Below are 26,313 nucleotides of genomic sequence, written 5' to 3'. Positions count from 1 at the left end.
TATTAGCCCCGGTTTCCCGGGGTTATCCCGATCTGCAGGGCAGGTTGCCCACGTGTTACTCACCCGTCCGCCGCTCGATCCATCAGCGTCATCCCCGAAGGGAATCAACTGGTTTCACGCGCTCGACTTGCATGTATTAGGCACACCGCCAGCGTTCGTCCTGAGCCAGGATCAAACTCTCCGATAAAGTGATGCTTAGCACCAATCAAATCGAAGGGATTTGATGTGTTTCGTTTAACGTCAATTAAATTGACGGGCGCACTTGCTTTCATTCAGTTTTCAAAGGGCAAATCATGTTCGCGCTTTATTGGCGCGGATTCCTATTTTAGTAGTTATCAACTTGAAAGTCAACAACTTATTTTAAACAAATCTATCTTCTCAGCGCTGCTTCGCTTGAAGCGGCTCGCTGTTTTTGCGCTATCATGAGCGCGGATTTACTATACTATCACTTTAACCACATGTCGTCAATAACTCTTGTAAGTTTTTTTGAGCTCGATGTGTGTCGCGCCTTTTTCGGTGCGGATTTATTAGTGTAGTAGTTCTTTGTTTTGTCGTCAACAACCTTCTTCTAATATTGTTAACCTCCGCTGTGAGCTTTACTAATCTCTTCAGCGGATAACCTATGTTATTAGACACAATCTCTGTCGTCAATAACTTTTATAACTTTTTTCGCATAAACGAAAACTACCCTTAGGTCGAGAAAAACGTCTGTGCCACTATCAAAGAACACACCTAACCTTAAACCCTTCCACTCACTCACCCCGTAAGTGAGCGAAGGGCTTCTTTTACATTTCGATAGGTCGTTAATGTCGATAAATCCTTGGGTGCTCCTTGTGCTTCCATAGCTAAGCGCGGAGACATGCCTGTGACTAACAACTGTGTACCAAGCAGCTGCATTAAATGGTGCAGCTTAAATATGCCTTCCATAATATCTCCATCTATTGTTTGCAATCCTGACATATCTACAATGAGAAAATCCTCATTTAAGTTGGCTATCACGTCAGGCAAATGCTCAAGCATTTGGTGGAAGCGCTCTGAAGTCATCGTTCCGATCAATGGCAGTACGGCAACCCCGTCTTCTACAGGTACAACAGGTGTTGAAAGGGTTTGGATTTCTTGCAGTGATGCATCTAGTCGGTTTTCAGCTTGTTTTTGTTTTGTGATGTCTTTTTGGACACCTACAAAATACCATTTGCCTTCTTCTTCTATATAGATCGGATCTATATTTAATTCATTCCAAAAGCCTTCACCATTTTTACGATAGTTGTAAATCTCCACTGACACGGGCTCTTTTTTCACAAGCTTATCTTTAATATGTGCGATTGTTGCCGGGTCAGTATCCTCCCCTTGCAAAAAACGGCAGTTCCGGTTGAGAAACTCATCAGGTTCATATCCTGTAGTTTCAATAAAACCTTGATTTCCATAAATGATTGGATTGTCTTCTTCTTCAGGGTCTGTCACAACCACACCTACTTTTGTATGGTCGATCGCCCGTAAAATAAAACGCAGGTTTTGATCTTCAAACTTTTGCAATCTTTCTCTTCCTCCTTGAAGGCCTTAACTTTTGATTACTTATTGCACAAAAAACTTGAGCCTGCCCCGCATACATGTTTAGAAATCACTCGAAACGTTAAAATAAAGAAGCAGACCGTAATTAATTTAAAAGGAGTGTTATACAAATGTCCGATGTTATGTTTACCGCACAAGCAAAGGCTAAAGGCGGCCGCGACGGCCACGTCACTTCCGACAATGGTGTAATTGACCTTAATTTAGCTATGCCAAAAGGCAGCGAGCCACCTGCTGATGCCACAAATCCTGAACAGCTGTTTGCTGCCGGCTACGCAGCCTGCTTTGATGGCGCCTTAAACCTAGTCGCCAACAAGGCTGGTAAAGAGATTGATTCCGCCATTAATGCCGAAGTCAGTCTATTAAAAGACCCAGCAGACAACGGTTTTAAAATCGGTGTCGTCCTGCACGTTGAAATTGATGGGGTGTCACAGGACGAAGCTGAAGGACTCGCTGGTGAGGCACATAAAGTCTGCCCTTACTCCAAAGCGACTAGCGGCAATGTTAACGTTGAATTAAAAATAAAAGGTGAATAAATTAAGATGGGCCGCCTCTTTTGCTAGAGGCGGTCCCTTTCATAAATACATTTCCTTTATTTTATCACCACTTTTTAGATTGTGCACGGCTTTATCCTTAAACGGAAAGGATTGTAACTTATGGTCCACAAAACGAAAGAAACAAACTACCGTAAATACCCAGAGTACTACCGCATCGCCCGCGGCGAGCAAGGCGTCTTTAACGTGGAACCATACAAGAGTGAACTACTCCCCCATTGGCGCTTTAAAAACCGTGAAGCTACCCAGGCCTCTGCTGATAAAATTCACGAGTTATTTCAAGAATATAAAGAAGCTGATGACTTTGTCGGTATGGATATGGCCCGTAAATATTTACAGATGGGATATACAAGATCTCGTCGCTATGCCAATTATCCTGGCGGAAAGAAGTACGCAGAAGATGGATCAATTAACGAACGCCATACCGATGAAGAAAAAGCCGGTGCTGCTCAAATTTTTCAAGAAAAACTCGATGAAGTTAAATCTGATCCAACGTATCAAGAGCGTAAAAAAGAGCACCAAAAAACCTATGGTTAAAACTATGCTTTATTTTCTTCTTTTAACTGCTGAAGATCACGTCGCAGCTCTTTGAATAACGCATAGACCATTAAAAGCATGATGACTGAGAAGGGGAGGGCAGCAATAATTAGTGCATTTTCAAGTGCTTGCAGACCCCCAGAATAAAGAAGTATCGACGCTGTCGCCGATAACATCAGTCCCCAGATCAGCTTCACATAACGTGGAGGTTTAATTGAGCCATGCGTTGTTTGCATACCAAGAATAAATGTTCCCGAGTCTGCTGAAGTAATAAAAAATGTTGAAATTAATACGATCGCAACAAACGACATCACTGCACCTAACGGGAATTCAGCAAAAACACCGAATAAAACTTCTTCTGTGGCTAAGTCAGCCAGATTGGCAATGCCTTGGTCCTGTAAATAAACTGCGTTTCCTCCAAAAAACGAAAACCAGAGAAAACCTACAAGCGACGGAACAAGCAGCACCCCTAAAATATATTCACGCAACGATCGCCCTTTTGAGACACGAGCGATAAACGAGCCGACAAATGGTGACCAGGCAATCCACCAAGCCCAATAAAAGATTGTCCAGCTGTTAATCCAGTCTCGTTCTCCTTCAGAGAGTGGCGACATACGAAAGCTCATACTTGGCAGTGTTTGCAGGTAAGCGCCGAAAGTGTTTGTGAAAAAGTTTAACGAATACAACGTTTGACCAAAGATAAACATAAAAATAAACAAAAGCGCTGCTAAAACCATGTTTACGTTGCTTAAAAGTTTAATCCCTTTATTTAATCCAGCCCATGCAGAGATCATAAATAAAACAGTGACAACTGCAATAATCGCTAACTGCACGCCAAACCCGCTGCCGGTGTCAAATAAATAATCCAGTCCGCCATTGATCTGCACTGCTCCAAACCCGAGTGTACTTGCCACCCCAATAATCGTTGCAGTAACGGCAATAATATCGACAATTTTCCCTATCCATCCGTCTGTATGTTTACCAAAAATCGGGTTTAATGTATGGCTGATTAATGCGGGCATATCTTTACGAAACTTAAAATATCCAAGACAAAGTCCGACGACCGCATAAATTCCCCAAGCGTGTACACCCCAATGAAAAAAAGTGAAGCGCATGGACTCAAGCAAAGCTTCGTCTGTACCCGCTTCTGCTGTCGGTGCATTGTCCATAAAATGCGCCATTGGCTCTGCTGCCCCCCAAAACACAAGCCCAATCCCCATGCCGGCACTGAAAATCATTGCAAACCATGTGGCTGTCCGGTATTCCGGCTCTGAATCAGGATCACCGAGTTTGATTTTACCGTAAGGGCTGACAACAAAGTAGAAGCATACAATCACAAACCCTGTAACAACGAGTAAATAGTACCACCCAAGCGTATCTGATATCCACGCTTGCATAACGCCCGTCCAGTTTTCTAAAAAATCCGGGGCCGCCACTCCCACCCCAACAATAGCAAGCAGAATCACCAGCGTTGTCCAAAACACAAAGGTTATTTTATCCAAAACGCATCCTCCGTTCTGACACTTCGAGCCTGATTGAAATGTTAACCTTCGTTTTACCAATTTCAGCGCTCATTATGCGCACCAAGAAACGGTAGAAATTACATGTTTACATTTAGCATAGAAGCGGAAGAAATTAGCAGGATGTTATTTTAAAGGAGGCCGCTTATGCCTTGGGACCAACATAATTATCCGAGTGCATTTAAAAATTTAGAAACAGCGGTACGAAAAAAAGCAATCGACATTGCAAATGCTATGCTTGATGAAGGTTACGAAGAAGACGAAGCGATCCCCATTGCGATCGAACAAGGGAAGGAGTGGTATCGTAATGCGGATCAACAGGAAGTCTCAAACGTAAAGCAAATGACGAGCAATGATTTACAAACCCGTGATCGCAAAAGTCATAGCAGCCGTCCTGAATTAATGGAAAAAGGAGAGCACGTTCTTCCACATGAAGATGGATGGGCAGTACAAGCCCAAGGTGCCGAAAAACCAGCTGAAGTTTACGAAGATAAAAGTGAAGCTATAAAACGCGCTCGTGAAATTGCATATAAAAAAGAGACCCACCTTGTTGTACACCAACGAGATGGGAGCATTCAGGAGAAAACTTCCTACGATTTCAATGATTAATTTGAGGGGATGAATGAAATGACGGCATACCTTACGATCTTTTTCGACTACAACTGTCCGTTTTGTTATACCGAAGTCGTTAAGCTGCAAAAAACAAACATTCAAGCCGTCTGGAAAGCTTGGCGCATGCCTGATAATGCTTCACCACCGTCCAAACCGGAAGGATACAAAGACGGGGCTATTCGCCGTCTGCAGGAGTTAAGTCAAACTTGCCAAATCACAATAAATCCCCCGGAACGGAAAATGGACACCTTTCTCGCTCATACAGGGGCAAAAGCAGCTCAAGCGCAGCAGGCATTTGATGCTTATCATAAAGGGGTGTTTACTGCTTTATTCCGCGATCAACAAAATATTGAAGACCCAGAAGTTCTTGCTGATATTGCAGCAGCAGCCGGCATCGACCGTGCAGAATTTTTAGGTGCTCTGCACAGCGAAGGGTATCATGACCTTGTTCACCGCGATTTTGCAGAAGCGGATGAACGCTCGGTATGGACAATCCCTAGTTTTATTGGAGATGGCGGCGAACTGTACGTCCACCATTATGATCAACTGCCGAGTGTGCAGGAGTTAACAGCTTTAAGCTCCCCTTAGCCCGCTACGTGCTCCATTTATGTAACCGAAGCGGCCTTGAAGAATCGACAAGGCCGCTTTTTTCTTACCAACGAATCTTGCGAAGCACTGTGTCAATTTCCTGCTCCGCTTCCTTGCTTAACCCCCATTCTGGCAGTTCATCACGAATATCCTGAACTTTATAACCTCCTTTAACGACTGCGTTCAACCGCGCCGTGAGCAACGCATTTGTGAACGATGACTCTTTTGGATACAAAGTCCGTACCAGCTGTTCAGCTTTGGGATACCGCTTTAAATAATATTTCTGATGATAGTCCTCTGCAGTGTAAAATTTATCAAAAGGTGAAAATTGTGTTGTGATCGGCTTTTCTAGCTTTTCTTCCCATAATGCTTTCACAGATTCGGCCGCTTCTCGCTGTGCTTCATCTCGAAACAAGAGAAGGGAGATGTACTGCCGGCTGGAAAACCATTGCTTGCTGCACGGGTTATGACTAGCAAAAAACTCGTTCACAAGTGTACGATAGCTAATAACGGCAGGGTCAAAGTCAATTTCAATACATTCGGCATGATCACCTAAGTCTGTATACGTTGGTGATATTTTTGTGCCGCCTGCATAACCAACACGGGTCGCTAACACACCTTGAAGACGCCCAAACTGGGCATCGGGCCCCCAGAATCATCCCATACCAAATGTTGCCGTTTGCTTAGCACTGTACTCCGGTTGTTCAGGAACTTCAATCACTCGAAATTGCTCCATCATGACCCCTCCTTCTTTAAGTACTTTAATTATAACGAATCCAGAAATAGCTTTCCAACGCAGCTATCGATGTTTGATCAAAACGTAAAAGGGAAAATCTTACTAGAAACGATGACGCTGGAGGCGATTAGATGGAAGGAAACGATGAAAAGCGCGAACAGCTGAAACCTGACGCTCAATGGGAGTTTGTCTTTATATTTGGCATTCTAGGCATCTTACTCGGCTCTTATGCTTACATTTACAGCGGCTGGCAGTTTTCCTTGCTCTTCATCCTCGGATCGCTCATCGGATTTACGCTTTTTCATGCTCGCTTCGGCTTTTCAGCAGTTTATCGTCACATTGTCGAGAGCGGTAATACAGAAATGCTGCGGGCTCATATGGTCATGCTTGGGACAGCTTCACTTTTGTTTGCCCCGATTTTCGCTTTTGATGTCGGTTTGTTCGGGCAAGCCCCTCAACCTGCACTAGCACCGGCTTCGTTTGGTGTCGTTGTGGGTGCATTTTTGTTCGGTTTTGGTATGGAAATCGGAAGCGGGCTCGCACCATCGTCTTTATACAGAGCAGAAGGTGGACGTACAGCTTCTATATTTACACTTGCCGGTTTTTTCTTAGGGAGCTTTGCCGGCGCTTACCATTACACGTTTTGGCATGACGTTCTTCCGGCTCCACCAGAGTTTTCGCTTGCTACAGATACCGTTTTAGGTTATGGGGGGTCTGTGTTTCTACAGCTGCTGTTGTTTGTAGGTATCGGCGTTGGTACATATATGTATAAGCTGCAAAAACGCCCGCCGGCTCTGCCGCCCCTACCTAGTGTAGCCGGCTGGCGGCGCATGATGTTTGGCTCCTGGCCGCTTTGGACCGGTGCAGCTTTACTAGGCGTTTTGAATGCAGCGGTATTAATGGTTCAAGGCTCTCCTTGGAAATTGACCGCCGCCTTCACATTTTGGAGTTCTTCACTTGCTGAAACCCTCGGCATTGATGCTGCTGGCTGGGCATATTGGGGATCTCAAGATAGCTGGATCGCTCTTGACCGCTCCGTTTTTATGCACGATTTAAGCGTACTTAACTTTGGCGTGATCACAGGTACACTGCTTACGCTTGCACTCGGCGGATTAATCCGTTTTGGACCGGTACCACCAAGGGTTATTGCTGCCGCTTTAGGCGGCGGGCTCCTTATGGGATACGGGGCAACAATCTCTTTTGGCGCAAATATTGGTGCTTACTTTAGTGCGATTGCTTCTTTCAGCCTGCACGCCTGGGTTTGGACTTTCATGGCTGTCATCGGTGTGTACAGCGCCTTTTTTCTAGCTAAAAAATTGAACCTGCCTCGCGCCGGCTCAAAAGGGAAAGGTTAACCCTTAAGTAGAGACGAAAAATATATACGTAAACTGCGACTGAATTTGCATTTAGGCGGCATCTCCCTACACGGAAATGCCGCCATTCTTTTCTTCAATTGAGCCTCTTATTCAAGTCTTTGTCGCTTTCAACCCGTAGTTCGCTTCATTTAAAGAAGTTTCCTCAACCTTAAACCCAGCCTGCTCTAATACATGTTGTACTGCTGATGCTGCCATACGCTCAGCTACTGGCGGGCCAAAGGATGTTTCTACCGGTTCCCACTCCGCCAAAAATAGTGTACCTTCCGGCTTTAATACTCTTTTTGCTTCTAAAAGCGCTTCGTATAAATTAGGGATTTCATGAGCCACAAAGGCAACGAGAATTTGATCAGCGGTATGATCCTTCAGCTGTAAATTTTCCATATCGCTCTGAACCGCTTCAATATTGTTGATGTGAGCTTCGCCTGCACGAACCATCAACTTATCGAGCATTTCCTCTGCAACATCAACTGCAAACACCTCCTGCACACGCTCAGCAAGCGGCAGTGTTAAATACCCATTTCCACAGCCAATATCTACTGCTGTCATGGATTGATCCGGCGCCATCCACGCCATGACACGATCAGTTGGAAGCAACTGTCGGCGCTCTTCATTAATTAATGCCTCAGCACGCTCCGGTGGAAAACGGTGATGGTTTGTCATGATACCCCTCCTCTGCAATATACCCACACAGGTATTTAAATATAGTTTTCCATATCTTTTGTGCAAAATGCAAAATTTCTGCACAAACGAAACGAACCGCACTTCGGAATCGTATAGAGATAAAGTAAGAAAGGATGATCATGAATGAGCGACTACTCGATCCAAGAGTTTATTGAACAGACGAAAAAACAAGGTACAGCCAAGGGAGGTTTTGATTTAGAAACCGACCGGATTCTAGAAGTCAGTCTTGAAGATAAAGTATGGGCAAAAATGGGAGCGATGATTGCTTATAACGGCGATATTAAGTTTGAACGTGAAGGCATGATGGAACACGGAGTCGGGCGAATGTTTAAAAAGACATTTACAAGCGAAGGCGGAGAATTAATGAAAGCCACCGGACAAGGCCAGCTCTTCCTCTCCGATCAAGGGAAAAAGATTACAATTCTCGACCTTCAAAAGGAAAAGATCACAGTGAACGGCAATGATTTGCTCGCTTTTGAACCGACGGTGGACTGGGATATTCAGATGATGCGGCGCGTAGCCGGGATGATGTCCGGCGGTTTATTTAATATCACACTTGAGGGTCATGGGAAAATCGCGCTCACAACTTACTTTGAACCTTTAACTTTACTCGTAGAACCCGGACGTCCAGTAATGACCGACCCGAGCGCCACCGTTGCCTGGTCCGGAACACTTGAACCTGAGTTTCGTACTGATGTGAACTACCGTACATTTCTCGGCCGCGGCAGTGGTGAGTCGATCCAGATGGAGTTTAACGGCCACGGTTTTGTCATTGTCCAGCCTTGCTTTGAAGGGGAAATGAGCAGCCAATAGAGACACCAGCCTGCCGGGGCTTATGGTACCTCGGCAGGCCTTCCTTATTTATCCTGCGTGGGATGAATATCTTGCACAAACCAATGTACATAGCCACATCCCCGGCATATTAACAAATTAGCATCTTCGTTCAACCAGTCAAGATTGAAGAAGGTAAACCCCCGGGTGTTTAACAGCGCCCGTTCTTCGTAAAATAACTGACCCTCACACTGCACACACGCTACCTCTTTCCCATTATTCGTTTCATACGCATATGCCGGTGTGTTCTCTTCACGTGGACGAATAGCATCTTCTTCCTGCGCTCCACCTTCAGTAAAATCATTACGTTTTCGAAACAGCATAGGAACCTCCTAACTAAATTAATGTATTAGGTGCCGCACAAGACACAATCACTCCTGCACAGATAGGTCAACTAAACAATCAAAGTGAATTACAATCACTTCACCACTATCGTCGGCTATGTGAAAAACTTCACCTTGTTGATTAATGGTCTTAAGCCGGCCGTACACCGTGTGATGACACCCACTCTCCCAATAAGTCCAGGCAATAATTTGATCAGATAAAGCCGCTTGTTCAATCTTCCAACCGACCGCTTCCCAGGCTTGTTCATCAAGTGAGGGTGGAGCCATTTTTTCCTGCTCAATCCGATGTTTTAAGTGCTGCTTACGGTGCTCAGGAAGAATCATCCGGCTTGATGACCAGCGAAGATTGGAATTCGGCGTTAATTTATTTGGACGCATAAGACACCTCCGCACGGTTGCAGCTAGTTCCCTCTACCTCTTTTTGTAAAGCTTGCAAAACTTTCGCTTTTGTCTCCACAGGTGAAGAAGCCAGCTGCTGCATGACCACCTGCCACTGCTGTTCATACGTCATTTCATCACCTCTTACATTTTATTCACCTTCATTATACACGAACATATGTTCTTTTAAACCGAGAAATTAAAATTTCTTATATTTTTCATCTCTACGACATTGCTTTTTCAGCATAAACTACGTAAAGTTTCGCTTGTATATAACTTTTGAAAAACTGTAAACCCACGTTTAGAGAAGCTTAAAGAAAGTATAGTCTTTCTTTAAATATAAGAAATTCTGGCGTATGATACATTAGAGGTAGTTAATTTTTAATTAAAGGAGTCTAACATATGAACCCAGTCATGAAGGAGATTTTCAGCTGGATTAAAGTGTTTGTTATCGTCGGCTTGGTCGTCATTTTGCTGCGCATGTTTGTCATGGGCAACTACGAAGTCCACGGTGAATCGATGCAGCCTTCGTTTGAAGACGGTGAACGTGTCATTATTGATAAACTAAGCTTCCACTTCCGCGATCCGGACCGGTTTGAAACTGTCGTTTTTGAACTCGATGATGGCCGTGAATTAATTAAGCGTGTTATCGGACTTCCTGGCGATCGCATCGAATTTGTAGATGATGAATTGTATGTAAATGGTGAAGCTGTGGAAGAACCTTATCTTGAAACAGATGAAGATGGTATAAATACCAGCACTGGTACGATGAACACGGAGCAGATTCCAGATGGTGCAGCTGATGTGCCTGAAGGACATTACTTCACTTTAGGGGACCACCGTGGTAACAGCCTTGACAGCCGAAATCTCGGGTTTATTCCGCGTGATCAAGTCGTAGGCGGGGCTGCTCTTCGCTACTGGCCGATTGGTGAATTCACATGGATCAGTGATCCTTAAGTGAAATTTGATAAAATGACGAAAATACCCGGGCGCTATACCTGCGCCCGGGTATTTTTTATTCGCGTTCTGTTTTTTCATACGTCCGTTGAAATAAATCCTGAACTTTATCGAGCGACCGCTCCTCAATAAAATAAGCAATCGCGGCTTCAGCTAAAGCATAAGTGCCGGCATAAGCTACCGCTCCGGAAATGGCATTACCGGCTACTGGGAAGAGACGGGCGAGTTGACGTGACAGTTGACGCAGTGCAAAGCCGGCAGCGACGTTCACGCCAAGCGCACGAAGAAAGTCTTTTAAGTCTTTTTTCGTTAAACTGCGCCCGCTGATTAAGCCAATTGTACTTACCATCGTCATCTGCATGCCGGTAATAACCGGGAGATCAGCAAGCGGTATCGGCTGGGCGCCAACCGCCCCGGTTAATCCGGCCACACGTTTACCAAGGCGGCGGGCCAACTTTTTTTGTATCTCCTTCACTTTCGCAAGCTTTGCCATGACAAGCTGCGCTTCATCTGGAAGCTGATCAATTAAATAATCCACAAGGGTATCCACATGCCAGCGCAGGTCATACGTGATTTCGCCGCCTTCAACCTCAAAGTAAGCAGCGACCGGAATCACTTTCACCGGAGCAGACGTTGTTTCGGTTAACTTTTCCTGTAGCACCGCTTTTGCATCCATAATGTTTTTCTGTTTTTCCGGATGATCAAATGGCGGGCGATCAGAAGAACGAGGACTCAACTCATCCACCTGTGTAACAACACCGACAACTGGCGCATCATACTGGTGGACCTTGTAAATATGTTCTTTTAGTTCAGCAAGTTGGGCGGCGTCTTCATCAAGCCGGCTCCCTACTTCTTTCGCCTTGCTTAAAAATAAAATCGCATCCGGACACTGCACGTCGATCGCTGCTTGGACTTCTTCAAGTGACGTCGCATACTGATATTTTTCATCCGGCGCCTCTCCCTCGCCCAAACCGCGCGTATCTAAAATTTCAAGTGCGCCGGCTTCACTTTCATACGCATGCCATACTCCAGCGCCGGTGGTTGCTTTCACATCGCCTACCTCTGCACGCTCTTCACCAAAAATTGCGTTAATCAAGCTTGATTTACCAGCCCCACGCCGGCCGACAATCGCCACCCGCGGTGCTCGTGCGGAAAAAATAAAGGAGCGTAACTCTTGTAATTCTGCACGGATTCCATCCTTTGTTTTCTCCGGAAGTTTAGCTTTCTCCAGACCTTCATCAATATAGCTCATATATTCTTTTAACTGTTCATACTGTTCGTGATTGATATGCTTCACTTTCGAACCTCCTCTAAGGCTGCCGTTATATTCAATGTACCCTGTGGACACAATAGACACACCAAAATCCAAAAAAACCGCTGCGATGATTTTCGCAGCGGCCTTGTGCATTCATTATGATTGTGTCGTTGTTTCAGTTTCCGCTGTTTCTTCATCCAGCGGGTCACTTTCGTAAGGTGTCTGGCTCAAATCTGCCACAATTAACATGACCACACTTGCGATGGAAAGCGTTAAGCCGTATTCAAAAATGAGCTGCGAGCTTAAGTGCACCTCGCCTAAGAGCGGCATCATCACGTACCAGTGATAGTTCGTAAACAACGGATCACCAAGCGTCAAATTAAAAATCCCCGGTGCAAGCGCTACAATTAAACCAATACCGCTTAAATAGTCAAACCGGACGCGACCGAAAACATCGCGAAACGTTTTTAACCCAAAAAACATTGCAATTGCAAGTAGACCGATGGCAATCATTAAGGCCGCTGGGAATTCGCCGCCGGCTTCATAATGGCCGGCTACAATTAAATGCACGGCAAATAGCAGAATAATCGGGCTGATAACCCGGGCTACCGTCTGCGACATTAAGTTATTTGTCTTCATATGTGGATCTCTCCTCTGTCGAAGCTCTATCAATGTATGTTTTGTATACCCTACATATCATAACAAAATTCACGGCCCTGCTCCACGGTTTTTACTTATCTTTCACACATAACGTGCGAAAAATTCTAGCACTCGTTGATACACTTCGATCTCGTTCTCCTTTTTCGAAAAACCGTGCCCCTCATCTTCAAGCACCAGATACTCAACATCAACGCCATTTTCACGAAGCGCATCAACAATTTGGTCTGACTCCTCTTGGACAACGCGCGGATCGTTGGCACCTTGAATGACGAGCATCGGTTTTGTCATTTGGTCTAAATACGTTATTGGGCTGTCTGTCACAAACCGATCGTAATCATCTTCAGGATCACCGAGCCACTGCTGCATGATCGGTTTCCAAAAATCCGGCACAGATTTTACAAAACTGAACAAGTTAGAGACCCCAAAGATATCCACAACTGCTTTAAAGTATTCCGGATGGCGGCCGTGTAAAAGGAGGGCCATATAGCCTCCGTAACTTCCGCCCATTAAAAGCAGCTTTTCTCGATCTGCATAGCCGTGTTCAATCACATATTCCAACGCATAAATGTTATCCAGACGCGGACCATAACCCCAGTCACCTTCTACCATCTTTTTAAACGATAATCCGTAATCTGAAGACCCGCGGAAGTTTGGCGCTAAAATATTGTATCCTTCATATGCTAACAGTTGAAACAACGAACGAAACATTTTACGTTCTGAAGCTTGCGGTCCACCATGCGGCCAAAGGATTGTATGGCCGTTGGCTGCTTCCTTGCGCGCCGGGAAAAACAAAGCTTCAATTTCTAAATCATCGAATGAACGGTAATTAAGCACCTCTGGTTCAGACATGATATCGCGCGGAACACCTGGCACTTTATGATTTGTCAACGGCTCCCATGTTTCACCAAGCCGTTTTTGGAACAAGTTAAACGGCATCGTTGCCCCGCGGCCCAGCATATACAACGTGCCGCTATCCGCCGCAGTGAGCTTAACTATGTTTTCCACTGGTGCTTCAACTGCTGTCAGATTCCCTCCGGTTAAATCATAACGATACAATAAATCACTTACGCCGGCAGTTGCTGTTACATAAAGGGCATGCTCTTTTTTACTATAAGTTAGATTGCTAAACTCACCGGTTTCCGCTGTTGTGACAACCTCAAACCTACGCTCATCAAGATTCATGCGTGCCAAATAGGATCGGTCTGCATCATAATTTGTCAGCATATAAACATCGCGTTCAGATGTGTAAACGATACCGCTCACTGTATGATGCTCTGCAGTCTCCGGTGTGAGCGCAACCACTTCACCACTGTCACACAAAAATGGCAGTATATACGTATTCGCATATACTTTAACAAACACGAAGCTTGTACCTTCCGGGCTAAGTGCTGTCAGTTGATGAGCAGCCTCCTCACCCTCAAGCATTAATTCCCGCTCATACGTTTCAAGGTTTAAGCGCTCAATATTTAAATAGGTCGGGTTTTCGCGCGTCGTTGAGTAATAGAGCCACTTACTGTCTTTGGTCAATTTAGCCCCCATGTGCCGTTCGCCTTCTTTTTCAAGCAGCGGCACAAGCGGCCCACCTTCAGGATGAAGTGCATACAACTGAGAAAGTTCATCGCCATCACGATCGAATCCGACAACTGCAAAAGATCCACTTTCTGCGTACTGCATCCCATGTGAATCTTGATTGACTGTTGTTAATGGATAAGGATATGTATGCGGCAGGTCCATCGCCCATAAATTAAACGCACCGTTTATATTTGTACTATATAGAAGCTGGCTTTCATCTGGGGCAACAGCAAAATCAGAAATCACTAAGGTTTGAAAAAACTGTTCTACGTTCGGCTGGGGAAATTCCATGTATGCTTCATCCTTTCTTTTAAACCATTTGTCACAACATCTCTCCTAAAATCATTTCTGGTTCCGTTTCATGAATTCCTTCCGATTGTCGAAATTATTAAGGTTAAAGGGCTCTGAGTTTTGGGAATAATAAAGGAGGCATTGAGCTTGAAGGAGGACAAGGACATGACAAGATTTGCAGCAGACGCTTTACTTGATGACCATATCGTAATTACCGGCGCAAGCGGTGGCATCGGCTGGGCAACAGCGATTGAAGCCGTACAGGTCGGCGCAAAGGTGACCATCAACGGCCGACGGGCAGAACAGCTTGAGGCATTGAAAACAGCTTGCGAAGAGACTGCATCTGATGCACAAGTTTTCATCCATACTGGAGATATTACAAAAGAAAGCGACCGTGCCTCTCTCGCCGAACAAGCGCGAAAAACATTCGGCCCCGTCACGAAACTGGTCAATGCAGCCGGAATTATCGGCGGTGGACCCGTAGAGGAACTGACCGAAAACGATCTCGACCAAGTCATGCAAGCAAATTACAACGCTGCGGTAATGCTTACACAAACACTTTATCCAGATATGAAATCCCGTGGAAGCGGTGCTGTCGTAAACGTTTCATCGTTATCCGGATTGCGTGGCACTTATGGAAACACCGCCTACAGTGCCTCTAAATTTGCACTCATCGGATTCACCCAGTGTTTTGCATTAGAAGCCATTGAGCACGGCGTGCGTGTAAACGCCGTCTGTCCAGGCTTTGTAGATACAGATATGGCCCGCGGCATCCTTTCGCGTAAAGCGGAACAGGCAGGTCTTTCGTTTGATGAGCAGTGGCAGTTAACCGAAGACAGCCTCCCTTCCGGACGGATTACGACACCAGAAGAAGTCGCGAGCTCTATCATATTTTTATTAACTGATGCTGCAGAAAATATTGTCGGTGAATCCATGAAAATTTCCGGTGGAGGGGTTATGCGCTAAACAAACTGTTCAAACAGCCAGGTAAACAAGGCCTCCGGCTCATAGCCGGCTAACATCAATCCACCGAGCGCAAACCATACGAGCGCCTGGCATAGAAATATCGTGCCCCAGACTTGGGCAGGGACTCGGGTACGTGCTGCCAAAATCGCCGCATCCCCTGCCCATTCAGGCACTCGGATGCTGAGCCAAAAAACAACCCAAGCGCTTGTAAGCGCCTGAATCCACACAGCAATCGCTAACAACTGTATACTCGTTTCAAACCAGCTTTGCTGCATATACATATAACAAGCCACCAAAAGTGCCAAAGCTGAAGCTCCCCAAAACCAGCCGACTAGGTTGCGGATCCAGAACAACAGCGCAAAAAGAAGCAGCGCCGCCCACACCCCTCCGACATAAATTTCCCACCCCTGCTGTACGGCAGCCACTGCTAGAACACTTAGAAGCGAAGCAAATGGATAGCCTGCAAACGTCGTAAGTACAGCCTCCAACCGTCCGCGGTGCATCGTTACAGCTTCACCGGCGGTCGTATGAAAAAGTGAGACAGAGTGAACACGTCCGCCTCCCAGCCAGGCCGTCAATGCATGACCCGTCTCGTGTAAAAGGGTTTGAAACAAAGAAATATATGGTCCGATCCACGGGAGGTGAGACACAATTGTTACGAGTATAATAAACAAAGCCAGCATCGTTTGTTCTTCCATTTCAATAATCCTCCGCTTTTTTAACCACCTTTTCCCTTGTTATTTCTATATTAAATATTCTTTTATCAAATGAAGAGATTTACAAAGAAAACTTTAAAATTAATAGAAAGTTAATATCAAATTTACAATTAAAAAACTGTTACTTTACATTCCTTCTCTATAATTTGAATTGTTCAGCCGCTTTGTGCGGAAGATACTTAATTTCAAAAATACAGGGGGACTTTGTATGAAGTTGAAGCCTTTAATGGCCCTTAGCTTAACGGGGGTATTTGTCCTTTCAGCTTGTGGAGAGGATGCAGACACCGGTGCTGAAGCCGACGACGATGCTGCAGACGAATCGACCACAGAAACTGAGAGTGAAGAAGCACCCTCAGGTCAGCTTGAAATTCGCGGATCTGACACAATGGTTAACTTAGGACAGGCATTTGCTGAAACGTACATGAGTGAAGCAAATGAAGCTGCCGGTTTATCGGTTACAGGTGGTGGGTCCGGCACAGGGATTGCAGCCTTGATCAACGATGATGTCGATTTGGCACAGTCTTCTCGTCTCATGGCAGATGAAGAAATTCAAGAAGCATCAGACAATAACGTGGACGTGCACCGTTTTATCGTTGGGCGTGACGGCCTCGGGGTAGCCACTCATCCAGAAAACCCTGTAGATGAATTAACCGTAGACGAGTTAAAAGATATTTTTGTAGGCGAGGTAACCAGCTGGGACGAGCTTGGCTGGGAGGACGGTGGCGATATCTCACTCTATTCGAGGCAGTCCAACTCAGGTACTTATGTCTACTTTAATGAAAACATTATGGACGGCGAAGACTTCGGTTCTGGCGCACAGTATATGTCAGGTTCTTCAGCCATTCAAGAAGCTGTAGCTCAAGATGAAAGTGCTATAGGCTATATTGGTATTGGCTACTTTGATGACAGCATTAATGCTGTTGATATTGCTGCAGACGAAGACAGTGATTACTATACACCACTTGAAGAAGAGAATGTGAACAGCGGCGACTACCCCATTGCCCGACCATTAAATTTCTACACAAACGGCGTGCCTGATGGGTTACTTGAGCATTATTTAACTTGGGTTACCCAAGATGAACGTGCCGGCGATGTACTCATGGATACCGGTTTTTATCATTTAACTGATGACGATGAAGAGCAGAACGAAGAAAAGTTTTCTGAGTTAGGATTAAACGAGTAATGAACCAGATACTCGCCTAAGGGGTTACGCCCGGCTTATCGTCAGCTATAAGCCGGTGAGCGAAACCCTTTCTTTTAGGAAGGAGGGAGCTTCATGCAACGCAAACATTTACCATCGGTTCAAGAATCCACTGGATTTCCTGAAGGACTAAAGCATGTGACAAAAGAAAAATTAACACAGAAATCTTTTAAATCTAATATTCTCGACGTCTTCATGGCTTATATTTTTAAATTTTTTGGGATTTTAGCAATCATTCTACTTGGTGTGATTTTATTTTTTCTCATTCGTGAATCAATTCCTGCTTTACGAGAGGTAGGAATCGCAGAATTTCTAACAGGTCAGCGTTGGAATCCTTCATCGAGCGAACCTGGATACGGGGCCCTCCCTTTTATTTTAAGCTCATTGATGGTAACCACTGGAGCTTTAGTGATCGCCGTACCATGGGGTGTATTCACTGCCATCTTCATCGCGGAGATTGCACCTAAAAGGGTGCGGGAGTTACTAAAACCCGTCGTAGAAACTCTTGCGATCTTTCCATCGGTCGTACTCGGCTTTATTGCGCTTGTCATTATCGGCCCGATCGTTGCCGGTGTTTTCGGATTGTCCAGTGGTACGACAGCCTTCACAGCCTCAGTTATTCTTTCAGTTATGGCGCTGCCGACTATTGTCAGTATCGCTGAAGATGCTTTAAAAAGCGTCCCTAAATCACACCGAGAAGCAGCGTATGCTTTAGGAGCCAGTCGCTGGGAAACCATTCAGAATGTCATTCTTCCGGCTGCCATGTCCGGTGTTTTTGCAGGAGTTATGCTAGGTTTTGGACGGGCAGTCGGTGAAACAATGACCGTTTTAATGGCTGCAGGTAATGCACTCGATATGCCCATCACTCAATTTTTCGGTGTCTGGCTGCCTGAGTTCTTTCAATCTGTACGCACGTTAACGGCCAACATTGCAATTCAAGGTTCTGATGTGCCATGGGGAAGTCTGCATTACAGTTCGCTATTTGTTACAGCAATAATCCTTTTTGTCATCACGTTTATTGTTAACCTGGCATCTGATCTACTCATTTCCCGGCAAAGGAGGAAGATCGGCCATGAATAAACGGACGGTTCAAACGTTTTGGTTTTCGATATGCGGGTTATTTGCCGGACTTACTGTAGCTGCACTCGCCTTCTTACTTTACTGGATTATCAGCCAGGGCGCTGGTGTCCTCAGCTGGTCCTTTATCACAAGCCGGCCGGAGGCAAACATGACAGCCGGCGGTATTTGGCCCGCACTTGTTGGTACGTTTTACGTCGCTGCTTTAACAATTGTTATTTCTGTGCCTGTAGGGATTGGCTCAGCGATTTATTTAAATGAATATGCCAAGCAGGGGCCACTCGTCCGCGTCATACGTCTATGTATTAGAAATCTTGCAGGTGTGCCATCAATTGTTTATGGGTTGTTCGGACTTGCCATATTCGCTTCATTTCTAGGCTTAGGTACCGGTTTACTTACTGCAGCTATTACGCTATCAATTATGGTTCTCCCGTGGATTATTACCTCAACCGAAGAGGCACTCCGGAGTGTGCCACAATCCTTTCGTGAAGGCGGCCTAGCACTTGGGGCGACAAAATGGCAGACCATTTATCAACTTGTACTACCTTCTGCAATTCCCGGGATGGCGACAGGGTCGATTCTAGGACTAGCAAGAGCGGCTGGCGAGACTGCACCAATCATTTTAACTGGTGCGGCTTACTTTTTACCTGTTGCTCCAAGCCAGTTGACCGATCAGTTTATGGCCCTGCCTTATCACCTCTATATCTTGGCAACCCAGCATGATCAAACAGAGGTTGTTCGGCCGATTGCTTATGGAACAGCACTTGTATTAATTATGCTCGTTATTTTGTTAAATTTGGCTGCGATCCTTATACGCCAACGCTACCGTTCAAAAAATGAAGACTTATAAATCTTTTATTTTGCTTAAAAGAAATGAAAGGAGAAAACTATGAACTTAACTAAACATGATCATGATATAGCGAAAACACAAAAACTTCATACAACTTCAACTCAATCATCGATTTTCCAAATCAACGACTTAAATTTGTGGTATGGTTCCGATCAGGCTTTAAAGCGAGTGAGTATGAACATTCCAGAAAACGGGGTTACAGCAATTATTGGTCCCTCAGGGTGTGGCAAGTCTACTTTTTTAAAGACGTTAAATCGAATGGTAGAGCTTGTTCCAACAGTCAAAACGAGCGGTACCATTACTTATCACGATGTTGATATTTTCAGCTCGAAAACTAACCTTGTCGAACTTCGCAGCGCTATCGGCATGGTATTTCAAAAACCTAACCCTTTCCCTAAATCAATTTTCGATAATGTTGCGTTCGGACCACGGACGCACGGCATTAAAAATAAAAAGAAGTTGCGTCCTATTGTGGAGGAGAGCTTAAAGCAAGCCGCTCTGTGGGAAGAAGTCAAAGATCGACTCCACACATCTGCTCTTAGTTTATCCGGAGGTCAGCAGCAACGTCTTTGTATTGCACGATGCCTTGCCGTTTCACCGGAAGTTATTTTAATGGATGAACCCACGTCAGCTCTTGACCCTGCTTCTACAGCTAAAGTCGAAGAACTCATTAATAACCTTAAAAAGAAATATTCTATTATCATCGTTACCCACAATATGCAACAGGCTCACCGTATTTCCGATAAGACAGCCTTCTTTCTTAACGGTGAGGTTGTGGAATTTGAAGATTCCGTACAAATGTTCTCCCGACCTTCCGACCAGCGGACAGATGATTATATTAATGGAAGATTCGGTTAAAAAAAAGAGCAGCCGTAAATGGCCACTCTCAGACTGCAGACGAAGTACAATGCCAAACATTCACGGACAGCTTACTGCTTCGAGCCTCAGGATGTTGCATGAAAAGGGTAAAAATCGAATCATAAACGTGACCAACACTACCGACGGACGATTTCCCGAGGGCTTGGCTTCATCCTCCGGGAGTCGCCGTCTTTCGTTTCGGTCACTTTTAAATTTGTCTTTGGTGTATGATGTATGGTTCGCTTGATCATTTATGAAGCATCATGACGAAACTGATTCATGTAGCTATTACTTGATCAAAAAGCTCTCAACAATTCATGACCATCAAATGACGCAAGACTGACGAGAGCCGGCGTCGACGCCACCAGGAACAGCGCGAGCCGAAAATCCCACAGGCAGTGACTTTCTGCCGAGGAAGTTGAGGACATGGCAGGGGATAAGAAGACACGGTGAGATCGATCAAACCGATGTCGCACTTGTGCCCTCCGGGTGCAAGCGTCCGCCGAAAAGTGACGTCAGCCCCCGCTTTTCTAAAAAGTTTGTCTACACGCTAAGAGCAGCCATTTATGGCCGCTCTCTTCTTCATTATTCTTCTGCTAAATCACCGATCGATTCTGCTTCAACAAATTCAGGTACAACAAGACCGACACGTGCATCTTCAAGGTTTGCACCTAAATCATCAATATTATCTTCGTGCTGCTCGTAATAGTGGCCATCTGTTTCAGGCAGCCAAGCAGCAACCGTCGCATCCGCTGCATCTGTTGCTACGGATTCCCACATCGCAGCGCCTTCGACTGCTGTCAGTTCAACATCATATCCCATGTCTTCAAGTACGAGCCCGATCATGTTCGTTGAAGCAATCTCAGAATCCCAGGCTACAAAGGAAATTTCAATCTCCTCTCCTTCAACTTCATCGACGCCCTCCGTCCATTCACTTACGATATCTTCATTTTCTTCAATCCATTCGCGCGCTGCATCTTCAGGTTCAACGTCATTATATATATCTACCATGATCGCTTCAATATGTTCTGGTTCCCAATAAAAATTATCGAGCACTTCATAAGCTTCTGGCATGTCCTCTTCCAAACCTTCACGGGCAATGGTGTGGATCCGTTCTGCTTCACCAAATGATTGTTCAGGGTCATCTAAATATTTCAGATCAAATTCTTCAAACTTCCAATGTGGTGTCCAACCAGTTACAACGATTGGTTCTTCATCTTCAAAAGCACTGCTAAGCATCGAGGACATTGCGCTTGAAGAACTTGATTGCACCCTGTAGTCTTCTAAATCGTAATCTTCAATGGCCTGTTCAGCACTCTCCATAATACCAGCACCAGCATCGATCCCGGTAATTGTATATTCCAGCTGCTCGGCTAGTGATTCGCCTTCATCTTCTACTGTTTCATCTTCGCCGTTACTTTCTTCTACATCTGCCGCATCATCCTCACCACACGCACTCAAACCTGCAAGCACCCCTGCTGTTAACGTATACATTGCAAACTTCTTCACAAAAACATCTCCTTTTAAGTATTTTGTCCAATCGTTTCGTGAAACACCTGCGCCAGATGATCTGATTCAAACTGCAGCGAATCCGGACCAGCAGGTGCAAACGATTGATAAGACTCTCCCCGTAGATAGCGGCCCATCTCTACTGCTCGGTAAAATGTGATGTTGTAAATCCAACTTCCCATCATTAAATGAGCAGCCATGTGTGCTCCTTGACTTGTTGTTGCTGTTAAATCATGAACCATGTGCACTTGATAATCTCTGAAGTAAGCATCATACGTGCTCGTCATTAAGCAGCCATCTGTTACAAAGCCTGCCATGATAACATCTGTAATCCCTTGACCACGGAGCATTAAGTCAAGCGATGTTTCAAAAAATGCACTCCAGCGGTATTTATCAATGACAATCTCACCGGATTTCGGAGCAATCTCATCAAAAATTTCTACAGCATCAGAATCATCGTTATAATAATACGGTTTGTTGTCAGACGTAATTGGCTCACCCTTAGATAACCCAATTTGGTCAGCCCGGTTAATTTGTCTTGTATAAATCACCGGAATTCCTTGAGCCCGGCATTCATCTGCTAAAGTTTTCGTTTTAGCTAGGATGCCATCCAATTCCGGAAGCTCGTAGTTTGTCTCTTTTTGCATATCGATTAAAATTAGTGCTGTCGTCGCCGGATTCATTCATCTTCACCCTTTTTCGGAAAGTATTCAAATATCTCTCCGTTCTCCATCGCATTTGTAAAGCGCATTAACCATTCTAGATAAATCTCTGTACTTTGTAGGTGAGCCAAGTCTTTTTCCGCCAGACGCCTCGTCTCCTCATCATTCGTTGACTCCTGGACTTCACGAAGAAGAGGTTTTGCCTGCTCATTTGCTTTAGCAATTAAGTTTCTTTCCATCCGCAGGTTTTTCACAAAGAAACTGAAGAAGTTACGAAAAAAGTCTTTTTCAGCAATGTAATGATCTTTACGGTCACCTTTTTTCCAAACTTTAATAACCATTTCAGTTTCTAAAAGCTCACGTATGCCGTTACTTACACTACCCTTACTCATTGCAACTTCGTCTTTAATTTCATCAAGTGACATTGGTTCTTCTGCAAAATAAAGCACACCATAGATCCGCCCTACGGATGGGGTTACTCCGTAAATGACCATCGTCTGTGCAATGGCACTGATTGAAATATCGCGTGCCTGCTGTATTTGCTTTTCGCCTTCTTCCAAACCAATCACTCCTTCATAAACAACAATATGTTTAAAATATATTATATAATTTGAACAACTGAATGTAATTGTAGGCTACTTTCAATCTATTGTCAAATTAAAAAAGCACCTCCTTCGTTTTGAAGAAAGTGCGAGACGGTATTTCTGTTAGATACGATTTCAGTATTGCATGATAGACCGCTCCATATTTTGCTGTGAGAAGGCCGCTCACTTGAAGATATATGAGCGGCTGAAACGGCTACTTCTGCTGCTTATTTTAAAGGACTAACCAAAAAAGCGGCGCTCCATTTGATAAGCCTCTGCCTACCTAAGCGCTGTTGTATAGCATTGGTATAACAAATCTGCTGCTGGCTCACCATGGTCGTACCCTGATCCAAGCCAATGAAGCACGTATGCTGTTAGCCGCTGAAAAGCGTCCTTAACGCCCGGTGAAATCGGTGCAAAAGGCTTGCCTGCACACCACCGCCGCTTTGCAACACTGCATTAGCGCCATCCACTACTACCGTCAGATCAGTCTGATTTACAATATTCCCCTAGGTACATTCAATTTTGATGCCGTTACTGAAAACATCAACGTACTACGCTCTGAACTTAACGTATTGCTTGCTGGTACTTTTTTCACTTACAATATAGGACAAACTTTTAAACAGGAGTGGATCAGATGGCAGAACGCGTATTTCAGTGCTCACCGTTTGCTAAAGGTCTAACGCTGACTTTTCTTATCATTATCATCGTTGTACTATACGGTACCGTGGAAAACTTGGCGATCTTTAGTGTCTTTGTTGGTGTCGCGAGTACAATCGTTTACATGACCTTCCGCATAAAGCTAATCGGCTATGAAAATACTTGTGTACATCAAAAACTACTATCGAAACTAACGTTCTCCTATGAAGATGTTCAAGCCATTCAAACTGTCGTACGCCGGCGGCAAAGCAGCAGTAAAAGTTCGGCACCAAAAACCGTTTACACTTTTCATCTACTTGATGAGAATGAGCAAGTCATTACATCTATTGATCTTCACCCCATCGGTCGAAAACCTTTATCTGGATTTTTCCAATGGATTGAAGAAAAACAGCCGAACATCAACTTTGATAAAACCGCTGAAAAGCTGAAAGATAAAGGCCGGCTGCCACTCTTTCCACCGTTGTTTTAGCTATTTATTTTGTACACGTGCCGGTACAAATAAGTCATGGGTAGAGGCTTGATGCTCCGCCCATTTCAATAAATGAATATCCTTACTATAAGAGGCGATAAACGACAAACCTACAGGACCACCCTCAATCCATCCTAATGGTACGGTCAACTGCGGCAAACCTGTATTACCTGATAGGCTGGTCAGCTGCATCGTTGCTGCCCGCCGTGCTTCATCCTGCGGCCCTTCGAAATCTCTCGATGGGGCTGCACCTACCGCCGTTGGAACGACCAGCAGCATATCATCTGTGAGTAAGTTAAATAGCTGGGCTGACTTTTCCTTCAAAACTTCATAAGCTTCACTGTGATCAGTTTCATGATGAATGGTTTTCGCCAACTGAAAACGTGCAGCTAAACTTCGGCCCAGTGATGGCTGCCGCCGTTCAATCCACCTCCCGTGGTTTTCCCAAATTTCAATGCATTGAACATTTCTAAATGTCTCAAACCAGGATTGGAGATCGTCATCTGCATGCAGGTTGGTGTAGTGTATTCCACCTAAAGCCTCCAATACATCTTCTGCCAATGCCCGGTAAGATGATGACACAAGCCGCCAAGCATCCTCTAGCATGACATACTTTTTAAAACCTTGATCTTCCCAGGTGTCTACGTTTGGTAATAAAACTTGACCCACCGCCCGCATCACTTCCGGTGAACGACTCATCCACCCCGGGGTATCAAAACTTTGAGCAAGTGGAATCACCCCGTGACTCGAAACAGCCCCCTGCGTCGGGCGAAAACCATAAATTCCTTGATACGCCGAAGGTACCCTTACTGAGCCACCTGTATCCGTCCCTAAGCCAAAGTCTACATTACCTGCTGATGCAGCCACAGCCGATCCGCTTGAAGACCCACCTGGAATTCGGCCCGGTGCTGCTGGATTAACTGGTGTACCATAATGGGCATTTTGACCATTTAAACTAAACATCAGTTCATCTGTATGTGTCACACCTTTTAAGGCTGCACCTTCATCAAGAAGGAGTTTCACCGATTCGGCTGTTTCACCCGCAGGCTTCTCTTCGGCATACCAATCCGGGTTTCCGGCAGTATTACGGTGTCCTTTAAGGCGAAAAACGTCCTTCGCCGCAAAACTCATACCGCTCAACTGTCCTTGCGTGCTCATATGAGCTTTAAACTGATCTGGCACCCACACTCCGTAATGATTTATCACAAACACCCCCTTTGAAGTTATGTATAGAAAAAGGAACGGCTTTAAGCCATCCCTGTAAACGTCACTACTTATTTTTTAAGAATTCAATCGCTTCATCAATCGTATCAAAATGAAACTCATTTGAATGACCAGACTCTTTGGCCGTTCGTTTTAATTGCATTTTTGCCGTTGCTTTATCAACGACAACTGCAGCATAGCGCATCCCCTCTTCAAGCAGCCAACGCTGATGCTCCACAATCGCTTCCTGTGTCTCCGGTGAAAACGCCATTAAGTTCTCCATTTCAACAACGACATCGAAACTCTTGGGTGCTAAATCTTGTAATATTTGTTGAAGCTTTTCGTTAGCAGCTGCTACTTCATCAGGCGTCACCCGTCCCGACCACTTAATACTTAATATGTTATTTTCTTTATCCCAGACTCCTGCATCCCACATAACCATAGCTCCTTAGATAAATAATATATTTGTTTATAGTACCATATCTTACACATACTTTAGCGAATTTGCAAAAATATCACCTTTTGTCGATAGGAAAAAGTAATTGTTATATAAATGGTGCAAAAACCTCGATCTACAAATGACCTTTTTGCCATCATCGTGGAGTAGCTGAAACACCATTGAAATCAGTAATATTTACTCTTAACTTTTCCCGCTAACCATGAAAAAAAGCCCTCCGGCTGATTAGCCGGAGGGCTGGTTTGCTTGGCGACGTCCTACGCTCACAAAGGGTTGCCCCTTCATTACCATCGGCGCTGAAGAACTTAACTTCCGTGTTCGGCATGGGAACGGGTGTGACCTCTTCGCCGTCATCACCAAGCTGATTGAGCGTCGTTCGCTCAAAACTGGATAACCGACAACTGCTTCCACAATGATCTGCGTCTTGGTTCGTGAATGTGTCTATAGGATAAGCCCTCGATCGATTAGTATCGGTCAGCTCCATGTGTCGCCACACGTCCACTTCCGACCTATCAACCTCGTCATCTTCGAGGGATCTTACTCACTTGACGTGATGGGAAATTTCATCTCGAGGGGGGCTTCATGCTTAGATGCTTTCAGCACTTATCCCGGCCGCACGTAGCTACCCAGCGATGCTCCTGGC

At 45.0% G+C, this 26,313-nt stretch carries 28 protein-coding genes, 3 rRNA genes and 1 pseudogene; 13 read left to right on the top strand and 19 right to left on the bottom strand.

Annotated elements, in window-relative coordinates; all coding sequences use genetic code 11:
- Together B0H94_RS14665 and ytvA are read right to left on the bottom strand one after the other, a co-directional pair.
- A 16S ribosomal RNA gene (locus B0H94_RS14665) occupies nt 1–187 on the bottom strand; the annotation flags it as partial.
- A 569-nt stretch (nt 188–756) separates the two neighbouring features.
- Nucleotides 757–1,533 carry a YtvA family blue-light photoreceptor gene (ytvA, locus tag B0H94_RS14660; RefSeq protein ID WP_106590012.1) on the bottom strand — a complete coding sequence of 259 codons (777 nt, stop codon included), beginning with the start codon at nt 1,531–1,533 and terminating at the stop codon, nt 757–759.
- 146 nt (nt 1,534–1,679) lie between these two features.
- Here ytvA and B0H94_RS14655 point away from each other — a divergent pair, with 146 nt between their 5' ends.
- Nucleotides 1,680–2,102, top strand: a complete 423-nt coding sequence (locus tag B0H94_RS14655) for an organic hydroperoxide resistance protein (protein WP_106590011.1) — start codon at nt 1,680–1,682, stop codon at nt 2,100–2,102.
- A 120-nt stretch (nt 2,103–2,222) separates the two neighbouring features.
- Nucleotides 2,223–2,657, top strand: a complete 435-nt coding sequence (locus tag B0H94_RS14650) for a DUF4385 domain-containing protein (RefSeq protein ID WP_106590010.1) — start codon at nt 2,223–2,225, stop codon at nt 2,655–2,657.
- Nucleotides 2,658–2,659: 2 nt separating this feature from the next.
- On the opposite strand, the gene B0H94_RS14645 is transcribed toward B0H94_RS14650, so the two are convergent.
- Nucleotides 2,660–4,159 (bottom strand): BCCT family transporter, encoded by a 1,500-nt coding sequence (locus B0H94_RS14645; protein ID WP_106590009.1) that lies wholly within the window; start codon nt 4,157–4,159, stop codon nt 2,660–2,662.
- A 165-nt stretch (nt 4,160–4,324) separates the two neighbouring features.
- Here B0H94_RS14645 and B0H94_RS14640 point away from each other — a divergent pair, with 165 nt between their 5' ends.
- Together B0H94_RS14640 and B0H94_RS14635 are read left to right on the top strand one after the other, a co-directional pair.
- Complete coding sequence (locus B0H94_RS14640; RefSeq protein ID WP_106590008.1) at nt 4,325–4,786, top strand: DUF2188 domain-containing protein; 462 nt, start codon at nt 4,325–4,327, stop codon at nt 4,784–4,786.
- A gap of 18 nt (nt 4,787–4,804) precedes the next feature.
- Entirely contained in the window at nt 4,805–5,377 is a 573-nt protein-coding gene (locus B0H94_RS14635; RefSeq protein ID WP_181315438.1) for a DsbA family oxidoreductase, read from the top strand.
- Nucleotides 5,378–5,441: 64 nt separating this feature from the next.
- Here B0H94_RS14635 and B0H94_RS14630 read toward each other — a convergent pair.
- Nucleotides 5,442–6,020: pseudogene (locus B0H94_RS14630) on the bottom strand (peptide-methionine (S)-S-oxide reductase MsrA); the annotation flags it as partial.
- Between the two features lie 224 nt (nt 6,021–6,244).
- Here B0H94_RS14630 and B0H94_RS14625 point away from each other — a divergent pair.
- Nucleotides 6,245–7,468 carry a YeeE/YedE family protein gene (locus B0H94_RS14625; protein WP_106590005.1) on the top strand — a complete coding sequence of 408 codons (1,224 nt, stop codon included), beginning with the start codon at nt 6,245–6,247 and terminating at the stop codon, nt 7,466–7,468.
- 111 nt (nt 7,469–7,579) lie between these two features.
- Here the strand turns inward: B0H94_RS14625 and B0H94_RS14620 are convergent, their stop codons facing one another.
- Nucleotides 7,580–8,149 carry a class I SAM-dependent methyltransferase gene (locus B0H94_RS14620; protein ID WP_106590004.1) on the bottom strand — a complete coding sequence of 190 codons (570 nt, stop codon included), beginning with the start codon at nt 8,147–8,149 and terminating at the stop codon, nt 7,580–7,582.
- A 144-nt stretch (nt 8,150–8,293) separates the two neighbouring features.
- On the opposite strand from B0H94_RS14620, the gene B0H94_RS14615 reads away from it, so the two are divergent.
- Nucleotides 8,294–8,983: an AIM24 family protein gene (locus B0H94_RS14615; protein WP_106590003.1), complete on the top strand. Its 690-nt coding sequence runs from the start codon at nt 8,294–8,296 to the stop codon at nt 8,981–8,983.
- A 44-nt stretch (nt 8,984–9,027) separates the two neighbouring features.
- Here the strand turns inward: B0H94_RS14615 and B0H94_RS14610 are convergent, their stop codons facing one another.
- From B0H94_RS14610 to B0H94_RS15325, 3 genes are read right to left on the bottom strand one after another with little or no spacing between them, the layout of a single operon-like run.
- Nucleotides 9,028–9,324 carry a hypothetical protein gene (locus tag B0H94_RS14610; RefSeq protein WP_106590002.1) on the bottom strand — a complete coding sequence of 99 codons (297 nt, stop codon included), beginning with the start codon at nt 9,322–9,324 and terminating at the stop codon, nt 9,028–9,030.
- 48 nt (nt 9,325–9,372) lie between these two features.
- A complete protein-coding gene (locus tag B0H94_RS14605; protein WP_106590001.1) occupies nt 9,373–9,723 on the bottom strand; it encodes a YolD-like family protein in 351 nt (116 codons plus the stop codon).
- Nucleotides 9,710–9,856 carry a hypothetical protein gene (locus B0H94_RS15325; RefSeq protein WP_181315437.1) on the bottom strand — a complete coding sequence of 49 codons (147 nt, stop codon included), beginning with the start codon at nt 9,854–9,856 and terminating at the stop codon, nt 9,710–9,712. The genes B0H94_RS14605 and B0H94_RS15325 overlap by 14 nt, the downstream gene beginning before the upstream one ends.
- Before the next feature lie 269 nt (nt 9,857–10,125).
- Here B0H94_RS15325 and lepB point away from each other — a divergent pair, with 269 nt between their 5' ends.
- Entirely contained in the window at nt 10,126–10,680 is a 555-nt protein-coding gene (gene lepB / locus B0H94_RS14600; RefSeq protein ID WP_106590000.1) for a signal peptidase I, read from the top strand.
- Between the two features lie 58 nt (nt 10,681–10,738).
- Here the strand turns inward: lepB and B0H94_RS14595 are convergent, their stop codons facing one another.
- From B0H94_RS14595 to B0H94_RS14585, 3 genes are all read right to left on the bottom strand, one after another.
- Nucleotides 10,739–11,977 (bottom strand): GTPase family protein, encoded by a 1,239-nt coding sequence (locus B0H94_RS14595; RefSeq protein WP_181315436.1) that lies wholly within the window; start codon nt 11,975–11,977, stop codon nt 10,739–10,741.
- A gap of 114 nt (nt 11,978–12,091) precedes the next feature.
- A complete protein-coding gene (locus B0H94_RS14590; protein ID WP_106589998.1) occupies nt 12,092–12,574 on the bottom strand; it encodes an MnhB domain-containing protein in 483 nt (160 codons plus the stop codon).
- A gap of 102 nt (nt 12,575–12,676) precedes the next feature.
- Entirely contained in the window at nt 12,677–14,458 is a 1,782-nt protein-coding gene (locus B0H94_RS14585; RefSeq protein ID WP_106589997.1) for a S9 family peptidase, read from the bottom strand.
- Between the two features lie 165 nt (nt 14,459–14,623).
- On the opposite strand from B0H94_RS14585, the gene B0H94_RS14580 reads away from it, so the two are divergent.
- Nucleotides 14,624–15,424, top strand: a complete 801-nt coding sequence (locus tag B0H94_RS14580) for an SDR family NAD(P)-dependent oxidoreductase (protein ID WP_106589996.1) — start codon at nt 14,624–14,626, stop codon at nt 15,422–15,424.
- Here the strand turns inward: B0H94_RS14580 and B0H94_RS14575 are convergent.
- The gene (locus B0H94_RS14575) at nt 15,421–16,122 is read right to left on the bottom strand and encodes a M50 family metallopeptidase (protein WP_106589995.1); all 702 of its coding nucleotides are present in this window, start codon (nt 16,120–16,122) and stop codon (nt 15,421–15,423) included. The two genes, B0H94_RS14580 and B0H94_RS14575, sit on opposite strands and share 4 nt — an antisense overlap.
- A 226-nt stretch (nt 16,123–16,348) precedes the next feature.
- Here B0H94_RS14575 and B0H94_RS14570 point away from each other — a divergent pair, with 226 nt between their 5' ends.
- The 4 genes from B0H94_RS14570 (at nt 16,349) to pstB (ending at nt 20,126) form a co-directional block, all read left to right on the top strand.
- Nucleotides 16,349–17,323: a PstS family phosphate ABC transporter substrate-binding protein gene (locus tag B0H94_RS14570; protein ID WP_106589994.1), complete on the top strand. Its 975-nt coding sequence runs from the start codon at nt 16,349–16,351 to the stop codon at nt 17,321–17,323.
- 93 nt (nt 17,324–17,416) lie between these two features.
- Nucleotides 17,417–18,421, top strand: a complete 1,005-nt coding sequence (gene pstC / locus B0H94_RS14565) for a phosphate ABC transporter permease subunit PstC (protein WP_106589993.1) — start codon at nt 17,417–17,419, stop codon at nt 18,419–18,421.
- Complete coding sequence (gene pstA, locus B0H94_RS14560; protein WP_106589992.1) at nt 18,414–19,268, top strand: phosphate ABC transporter permease PstA; 855 nt, start codon at nt 18,414–18,416, stop codon at nt 19,266–19,268. The genes pstC and pstA overlap by 8 nt, the downstream gene beginning before the upstream one ends.
- A gap of 39 nt (nt 19,269–19,307) precedes the next feature.
- The gene (pstB, locus tag B0H94_RS14555; protein ID WP_106589991.1) at nt 19,308–20,126 is read left to right on the top strand and encodes a phosphate ABC transporter ATP-binding protein PstB; all 819 of its coding nucleotides are present in this window, start codon (nt 19,308–19,310) and stop codon (nt 20,124–20,126) included.
- Nucleotides 20,127–20,711: 585 nt separating this feature from the next.
- Here pstB and B0H94_RS14550 read toward each other — a convergent pair.
- Genes B0H94_RS14550 through B0H94_RS14540 form a run of 3 tightly spaced genes read right to left on the bottom strand, consistent with a single transcriptional unit; the run spans nt 20,712 to nt 22,857 of the window.
- The gene (locus tag B0H94_RS14550; protein WP_245894078.1) at nt 20,712–21,635 is read right to left on the bottom strand and encodes a glycine betaine ABC transporter substrate-binding protein; all 924 of its coding nucleotides are present in this window, start codon (nt 21,633–21,635) and stop codon (nt 20,712–20,714) included.
- Between the two features lie 14 nt (nt 21,636–21,649).
- Nucleotides 21,650–22,318 carry a cysteine hydrolase family protein gene (locus B0H94_RS14545; RefSeq protein ID WP_106589990.1) on the bottom strand — a complete coding sequence of 223 codons (669 nt, stop codon included), beginning with the start codon at nt 22,316–22,318 and terminating at the stop codon, nt 21,650–21,652.
- Nucleotides 22,315–22,857, bottom strand: coding sequence for a GbsR/MarR family transcriptional regulator (locus B0H94_RS14540; protein WP_106589989.1), 543 nt, complete (start codon nt 22,855–22,857; stop codon nt 22,315–22,317). The genes B0H94_RS14545 and B0H94_RS14540 overlap by 4 nt, the downstream gene beginning before the upstream one ends.
- 661 nt (nt 22,858–23,518) lie before the next feature.
- On the opposite strand from B0H94_RS14540, the gene B0H94_RS14535 reads away from it, so the two are divergent.
- Entirely contained in the window at nt 23,519–24,010 is a 492-nt protein-coding gene (locus B0H94_RS14535; RefSeq protein WP_106589988.1) for a hypothetical protein, read from the top strand.
- Here the strand turns inward: B0H94_RS14535 and B0H94_RS14530 are convergent, their stop codons facing one another.
- From B0H94_RS14530 to B0H94_RS14515, 4 genes are all read right to left on the bottom strand, one after another.
- The gene (locus tag B0H94_RS14530; protein WP_245894076.1) at nt 24,011–25,216 is read right to left on the bottom strand and encodes an amidase; all 1,206 of its coding nucleotides are present in this window, start codon (nt 25,214–25,216) and stop codon (nt 24,011–24,013) included. It lies immediately after the preceding gene.
- A 64-nt stretch (nt 25,217–25,280) separates the two neighbouring features.
- On the bottom strand, nt 25,281–25,649 hold the full coding sequence (locus B0H94_RS14525) for an STAS/SEC14 domain-containing protein (protein ID WP_181315435.1): 369 nt from the start codon (nt 25,647–25,649) through the stop codon (nt 25,281–25,283).
- A 265-nt stretch (nt 25,650–25,914) separates the two neighbouring features.
- Nucleotides 25,915–26,031 (bottom strand): 5S ribosomal RNA (rrf, locus tag B0H94_RS14520).
- Between the two features lie 83 nt (nt 26,032–26,114).
- Nucleotides 26,115–26,313, bottom strand: a 23S ribosomal RNA gene (locus B0H94_RS14515); the annotation flags it as partial.

The sequence above is a fragment of the Salsuginibacillus halophilus genome (assembly GCF_003014715.1).
Classification (GTDB): Bacteria; Bacillota; Bacilli; order Bacillales; family Marinococcaceae; genus Salsuginibacillus; species Salsuginibacillus halophilus.
This window is presented reverse-complemented; position numbering and strand designations above follow the sequence as displayed.

Bases quoted from the DNA above. Each gene is read 5' to 3' on its own strand.
- B0H94_RS14545 (WP_106589990.1), bottom strand. From the start codon at position 22,318: ATGAATCCGGCGACGACAGCACTAATTTTAATCGATATGCAAAAAGAG.
- lepB (WP_106590000.1), top strand. From the start codon at position 10,126: ATGAACCCAGTCATGAAGGAGATTTTCAGCTGGATTAAAGTGTTTGTT.
- B0H94_RS14640 (WP_106590008.1), top strand. From the start codon at position 4,325: ATGCCTTGGGACCAACATAATTATCCGAGTGCATTTAAAAATTTAGAA.
- B0H94_RS14655 (WP_106590011.1), top strand. From the start codon at position 1,680: ATGTCCGATGTTATGTTTACCGCACAAGCAAAGGCTAAAGGCGGCCGC.
- pstB (WP_106589991.1), top strand. From the start codon at position 19,308: ATGAACTTAACTAAACATGATCATGATATAGCGAAAACACAAAAACTT.
- B0H94_RS14535 (WP_106589988.1), top strand. From the start codon at position 23,519: ATGGCAGAACGCGTATTTCAGTGCTCACCGTTTGCTAAAGGTCTAACG.
- B0H94_RS14650 (WP_106590010.1), top strand. From the start codon at position 2,223: ATGGTCCACAAAACGAAAGAAACAAACTACCGTAAATACCCAGAGTAC.
- B0H94_RS14585 (WP_106589997.1), bottom strand. From the start codon at position 14,458: ATGGAATTTCCCCAGCCGAACGTAGAACAGTTTTTTCAAACCTTAGTG.
- pstC (WP_106589993.1), top strand. From the start codon at position 17,417: ATGCAACGCAAACATTTACCATCGGTTCAAGAATCCACTGGATTTCCT.
- B0H94_RS14580 (WP_106589996.1), top strand. From the start codon at position 14,624: ATGACAAGATTTGCAGCAGACGCTTTACTTGATGACCATATCGTAATT.
- pstA (WP_106589992.1), top strand. From the start codon at position 18,414: ATGAATAAACGGACGGTTCAAACGTTTTGGTTTTCGATATGCGGGTTA.
- B0H94_RS14525 (WP_181315435.1), bottom strand. From the start codon at position 25,649: ATGTGGGATGCAGGAGTCTGGGATAAAGAAAATAACATATTAAGTATT.
- B0H94_RS14575 (WP_106589995.1), bottom strand. From the start codon at position 16,122: ATGGAAGAACAAACGATGCTGGCTTTGTTTATTATACTCGTAACAATT.
- B0H94_RS15325 (WP_181315437.1), bottom strand. From the start codon at position 9,856: ATGACGTATGAACAGCAGTGGCAGGTGGTCATGCAGCAGCTGGCTTCT.
- B0H94_RS14605 (WP_106590001.1), bottom strand. From the start codon at position 9,723: ATGCGTCCAAATAAATTAACGCCGAATTCCAATCTTCGCTGGTCATCA.
- B0H94_RS14610 (WP_106590002.1), bottom strand. From the start codon at position 9,324: ATGCTGTTTCGAAAACGTAATGATTTTACTGAAGGTGGAGCGCAGGAA.
- B0H94_RS14615 (WP_106590003.1), top strand. From the start codon at position 8,294: ATGAGCGACTACTCGATCCAAGAGTTTATTGAACAGACGAAAAAACAA.
- B0H94_RS14625 (WP_106590005.1), top strand. From the start codon at position 6,245: ATGGAAGGAAACGATGAAAAGCGCGAACAGCTGAAACCTGACGCTCAA.
- B0H94_RS14570 (WP_106589994.1), top strand. From the start codon at position 16,349: ATGAAGTTGAAGCCTTTAATGGCCCTTAGCTTAACGGGGGTATTTGTC.
- B0H94_RS14635 (WP_181315438.1), top strand. From the start codon at position 4,805: ATGACGGCATACCTTACGATCTTTTTCGACTACAACTGTCCGTTTTGT.
- B0H94_RS14590 (WP_106589998.1), bottom strand. From the start codon at position 12,574: ATGAAGACAAATAACTTAATGTCGCAGACGGTAGCCCGGGTTATCAGC.
- B0H94_RS14620 (WP_106590004.1), bottom strand. From the start codon at position 8,149: ATGACAAACCATCACCGTTTTCCACCGGAGCGTGCTGAGGCATTAATT.